Consider the following 5,070-nt stretch of genomic DNA (forward strand, 5'->3'; position numbering starts at 1 on the left):
GGCCGCCGCGGCGCGCGCAACGCGGAGGTGGCGGCCGCCCTGGGCGGAGAGGCGTTCCCGGTCACGCTCGACGTCTGCGACGAGGCGTCGGTGGAGGCGGCGGTCGCGGCGACGCGCGACCGCTTCGGCCGCCTCGACATCCTGGTCAACAACGCCGGCCTCGGGCAGCGCGCGTCGGTGATGGAACTGTCGCGCGACGACTGGCAGCGCGTCATCGACACCAACCTGACCGGCGCGTTTCTCTGCACGAAGCACGCGGCGCGCGTCATGTCGGCGCAGGGCGGCGGCAAGATCGTCAACGTCGCGTCGGTCTACGGCCTGATCGCGCCGAGCCGCGGGCTGCAGGTCGCCTATACCGTCGCCAAGCACGCGCTGATCGGGCTGACCCGCGTCAACGCCGTCGAACTGGCGCCGCTCGGCATACAGGTCAACGCGGTGGCGCCGGGCTGGTATTTCACCGAAATGACCCAGGAACTGCGCGGCACCGACTTCCAGCACGCGATCGAGCGGCGCACGCCGGCCGGACGGTGGGGCGAGACGCCCGATCTGGTCGGCGCCGTCCGCTTCCTCGTTTCCGCCGCCGCCGACTTCGTCAACGGCGCGGTGATCCCAGTGGACGGCGGCTATCTGGCAAGCGACGGCACGGAGCGTCGCTGAATCGGGCGGCGCGCAGGAACCCGCGCGCGGCCACGCATACAATTGCCAACACGGGCGTTACCTCTCCGCTGTCAGGGAGAGATGTCAAATGTACCTGGTTCTGATCGTAGTGTTGCTGCTGCTGGCCGTGGGCGGCCTGCCGACCTGGGGCTTCGCCCCAGCCGGGTGGGGCTATTACCCGTCCGGCGGACTCGGACTGCTGGTCCTCATCCTGCTGATTCTGCTGCTGATGGGACGGCTGTAGCCATGACGGCGCGCCTTCGTCCCGGTGCCACGGCGCCGGGACGAAGGCGCAGGCCGGTGGGCTTTACGCCCTGTGCGCTGCCGGCACAGAAGGGCCGGCGGTGCGGATGGTGAAAACGGTGGGATCGAGACGTGGCGTCACGTCTCGCCAGTTCATGGGCCCGACACCGGGGCGGGCACGGGGCGAGACCGATGCATACGTCAGACCGGGTGCATGGCGCGCATGGCCGGGCGGGCCGCCGGAGGCCGGCCGTCGTTGCCCGCGAAGCGGTGGCTGACACCAGGTTCGACGCGCACCCCAGCCGCCTGACAGCGGGTCCGGTCGCCTGACAGGGCATAGACCGCGACGGCCGCCGCCGGCAGCAGGGTCGTGCACTCCCGGCTCAGGCAGCCATTGATCTGGACGCGGCTGAACTGAACGCAGGGTGCACAGGGCTCGTCGCGGGTCATCACGACGTTGTGCCGCCCGAAGGGTGCGTAGCGGCGCCAGGGGCTCGATCCGAAGACCGAGCACACGGGCTTACGCAGGGCACAGAGATGCGCGGTCCCACCGTCGGACGCGATGACGAGGTCCACCGGATCGAGCGCATCCAGGAATGCCGGGATATCCCCATCCCCGCGCAGGACGCGGTGCGGGATGCGGCTGATCAGTCGGGACAGGAGGAGCAGTTCCGTCCGTTCCCGCGGCCCGCCGATGAGCGTGAGCGCGACCCCCTCCGCCGCGAGCCGGCGCGCCAGTTCCGCCCAATAGGTGATTGGCCACCGGTTGGTCGGAAATCCGGCAGCGATGCACAGGCCGACGTGACGCAAGCGGTCGGGCCAGGAAAGCGCCGCGCCGGTGAACAGGGCGGTCCTGGAATAATGCCCGAGCAGCGGCCGCAGAGCCCGTCTGTGCAGCGCCGTCTCGTGCACGAGATGATCGTCGTCGACAAGGATGTGATCGGTGGCGACCTGATTGAGCAGCGCACGTAGGGGTGGGTCATTGCGCAGCGCGATCAGCAGATCGTGTGAGTCCAGCGCCCGGCCGAGATCGGGCACGTCGCCCTCGGTCGGCTGACCGCTGCGCGCCAGATGCGGTAGCGTCACGCGCCGTATTTCGCCGACCCTGGGAAAGAGGACGCGGGCCAGGCCGGCCGATCCGGGGGCGACATACAGGGTGACGTCGTGGTTTTGACTGGCAATCGCACGGATCGCCGGGGCGGCGAGGATAAGGTCGCCGAAATGGTCGGGCTTGAGTATGGCGATGCGCGCCATGCGGCGGCTACACGGTCCCGGCGGCCTGCTCGCCACACGCGGCGAGCAGCGCGTGCTCGTTTATCAGCGAGGCAATGATCTGATTGGCGATCCAGAGATCGACTGCCCGGACCAACACGACGGCGGTCCGGTACGGGAGAGCCACCAAGCCGGATTGGCGAAGGCGGGCGAGCTGTTCCGCGAGGATAAGGCGCCGTCGCTGCTGCACGACGTAAAGATACGCGAGCGAGTCGGGGTCGAGGTCGTGACCATCCCCGATGTCGTGCACACGGGTCCGCAGGAGTGCATCGCGGGTCGTAGCAACGAGCCTCTTTACCATGACGTGTCCTTTATCCGCGTATCTACAACCTAAAGGTTAGTAAATGATTTAAAATCTAGCGAAGGTAGAAGACGGGGACAAATGCGATCGCATGCAACGATGGCCCTGAACATATACGTTTGCGTATCGCTTGTCCTATCCAAACATATGCTGTCGCCATATCTTCTACCTTACGGACAAGGTAGCCGCTGAAAGTCTCAGAAATATTCGTGTGTTTCCCGTATCGAGCCTGTGCAGCGGGTGTGTGCTCCGGTCGTACACAACTCCAAAGGGTATAAAAGGGTCTGAATGCGCCATCTTACCCACCGCCTGCGCGCCCGCACCGCCGAGGTTCGGGCAACCAGCGGCAGCAGCGTGAAGGCGACCGCCTTTGCTATCGGTTACGTACTTACCCGTCTGCCGTTGCTGCCGCCCCTCATGCTCGGTCCGTTTCGTCGGCACAGACAGCGCCGCGCCGAGGTGCGGGCGATCACCGGCAGCCGGCGCGTCCCGGGCCATGGCCAGGGGCGTCTTGCCTTTCGCCTGACCGGCGGTCTCGGCGACGTGCTGGTGATCGCACGCTTCATGCGCGATCTCCACGCAACCTGCGGGCCGTTCATGTTCGACGTCTTCGCGCCCCGGCCGGAGATCGTGACCTGGGCCTTCGTGTCGGTCGACGGCTTCGGCAGGGCCTATCACGACATCGTCTTCGACGAGGTCATTGAATCGTACGACGCCGCTTTCCGCATCAACCAGTTCGTGGTCGTGCACGACAACCTGCTGGAATGGCGCGACCTGATGGATCGCCCCGCGCTGGTCAAGGCAATTGCTGCGATCATACGGTTCCGGCCAAAGATCGATGTGTTCGTCGACCGTCATCCGCTCATGGATAACTTCCTGGCGCAGCGGGCGGTCTTTCTCAACCGCACGCGGGCCGACTTCCTGCATCTGATGGCCGACATACGCTATGGCGGCGACACGCTGCCGCTACGTATCGACGAGGAGGCCGCCGGGCGCGCCGGGCTGGCCGGGACGCCCTACATCACCATCGGAAACGGGTTCGATCAGGATTTCATCATCACGCAGGCCCGCGCGACGAAGTGCTACCCGTACTTCAACGAAGTGATCGCCCAGCTGCGGACGTCGCTGCCGGGCGTGCGCTTCGTGCAGCTCGGCACCAAGACCAGCGAAAGTCTGGAAGCCGTCGATCTGAACCTCGTCGGACGGACGAGCCTTTCGGAGGCGGCGGGGATTTTGGCGGGTGCGCTGCTGCACATCGACAACGAGGGTGGTCTCGTCCACCTCGCCAGCTGTCTCGGGGTCACCAGCGCGGTCGTCTTCGGACCCACGCCGGCTGATTATTTTGGCTACGGCGGCAACGTCAACATCAGCCCCGTATTCTGCGGCGGTTGCTGGTGGATCGACCCGACCTGGATGGACGCCTGTCCGCGGCATTTCGATACCGCGCGCTGCATGACGACCCAGACCCCCGGTGCCGTCGTCGCGCGCATCCTCGCACATCTGGAAGAGGCGGGGGCGCGGGCAGCCGTTACAAACGCCCGCCCAGCCGTTGCGTCACTTCCGGCGACGTGAAGATCAAGTTTCCGATCGTACGATGATACAGCCGGTAACCCTGCCGCGTCATCGTGGCCTCAAGCGCATCACTGTCATCCGCCTCGTTGCCGCTGAGGGATTCGACACATATGACGAGCGGGCCTCGATCAGCGAATGACGTTGTCTCAAGGATCCGGCGATCCCATCCTTCGACGTCAAGGCTCAGGAACTCAGGATATCGGGCGTCCGCATAGCGACTGATTATGTCCGTAAGGGTCATCACCTCGATCTGTCGGACCTCGGTAACCTTGAACGCAGGATTGTTACGCACGAAGTCTTCCACTGTTTGGCGATCAAAGCTATTTCGTCCAGATTCGTTGTCAATCATATAGAAATCAAGTACGCCAGCCTCCGGACCAACTCCTGCATTGATGGTAATATCTTCAGGTCTTGCCTTTAGAAAGTTTCCAATCAAATTAGGATTTGCTTCTACATTTATGCCACGGCTGCCCCTGAAATATAGGAGCGCAGTATTACTGACATTGAACGGGTGATGCGCACCGACGTCAAGGTAGTGTGGTCGTTCGATGCCAAGGCGATGAAATAAATTGAGGACGATCAGATCCTCTCCCGCCTGTGCGTAAGTTCGCCCGCCGAATGCCTGATCCGGGTGACCGGTCGTGTTGTTGGGCGAGATTGACGGATCGCTGCGGATTAGCTGGTCAATCTTGCCTTCGATATTGATTGCTCGCTCTCGCAACTCCTGCAGAAGCGCCTCGTGGCGTTGCGGTTCTAACGCGGCGGTGTCGGAAGCCAACTTGGCTGCGTCTTGTCCCGTGCCAGTCACCGGTATGTCCTTCTGCGATCGTGATACGCGTTGCTGCCCGTCGAGCCCGTCGTCGTTCCCGACCGCGGCGGCTCACAGGCACCGTGGCACGGATCACAACCCATACAAATGCAGCCGAGGTTGAGCCTCGCACAAAGGGGTGCCTGTCAAACGTATCCGTCCCGGACAGTGGTACCCTGTTTGTTCCATGCCGTTTGGTCGGCCGCCGCCCCGGGAT

6 protein-coding genes are annotated in these 5,070 nt (G+C 64.2%); 3 read left to right on the forward strand and 3 right to left on the reverse strand.

Annotated elements, in window-relative coordinates:
• Nucleotides 1-657 (forward strand): SDR family NAD(P)-dependent oxidoreductase (locus B8460_RS00705; RefSeq protein WP_048859647.1); only part of this gene is annotated, 657 nt, incomplete at its 5' end.
• 88 nt (nucleotides 658-745) lie between these two features.
• On the forward strand, nucleotides 746-901 hold the full coding sequence (locus B8460_RS00710; protein ID WP_084623059.1) for a DUF3309 family protein: 156 nt from the start codon (nucleotides 746-748) through the stop codon (nucleotides 899-901).
• A 200-nt stretch (nucleotides 902-1,101) separates the two neighbouring features.
• On the opposite strand, the gene B8460_RS00715 is transcribed toward B8460_RS00710, so the two are convergent.
• Together B8460_RS00715 and B8460_RS21495 are read right to left on the reverse strand one after the other, a co-directional pair.
• On the reverse strand, nucleotides 1,102-2,154 hold the full coding sequence (locus B8460_RS00715) for a glycosyltransferase family 9 protein (RefSeq protein ID WP_048859648.1): 1,053 nt from the start codon (nucleotides 2,152-2,154) through the stop codon (nucleotides 1,102-1,104).
• A 7-nt stretch (nucleotides 2,155-2,161) separates the two neighbouring features.
• Entirely contained in the window at nucleotides 2,162-2,422 is a 261-nt protein-coding gene (locus B8460_RS21495) for a hypothetical protein (RefSeq protein ID WP_158322646.1), read from the reverse strand.
• A gap of 339 nt (nucleotides 2,423-2,761) precedes the next feature.
• Between B8460_RS21495 and B8460_RS00725 the strand changes: the two genes are divergently transcribed.
• Nucleotides 2,762-4,045 (forward strand): glycosyltransferase family 9 protein, encoded by a 1,284-nt coding sequence (locus tag B8460_RS00725; RefSeq protein ID WP_084623061.1) that lies wholly within the window; start codon nucleotides 2,762-2,764, stop codon nucleotides 4,043-4,045.
• Here the strand turns inward: B8460_RS00725 and B8460_RS00730 are convergent.
• The gene (locus B8460_RS00730; RefSeq protein WP_158322648.1) at nucleotides 4,002-4,853 is read right to left on the reverse strand and encodes an FkbM family methyltransferase; all 852 of its coding nucleotides are present in this window, start codon (nucleotides 4,851-4,853) and stop codon (nucleotides 4,002-4,004) included. The two genes, B8460_RS00725 and B8460_RS00730, sit on opposite strands and share 44 nt — an antisense overlap.
• Nucleotides 4,854-5,070: the final 217 nt, after the last annotated feature.

This window comes from Acidisphaera rubrifaciens HS-AP3 (genome assembly GCF_000964365.1).
Taxonomy (GTDB): Bacteria; Pseudomonadota; Alphaproteobacteria; order Acetobacterales; family Acetobacteraceae; genus Acidisphaera; species Acidisphaera rubrifaciens.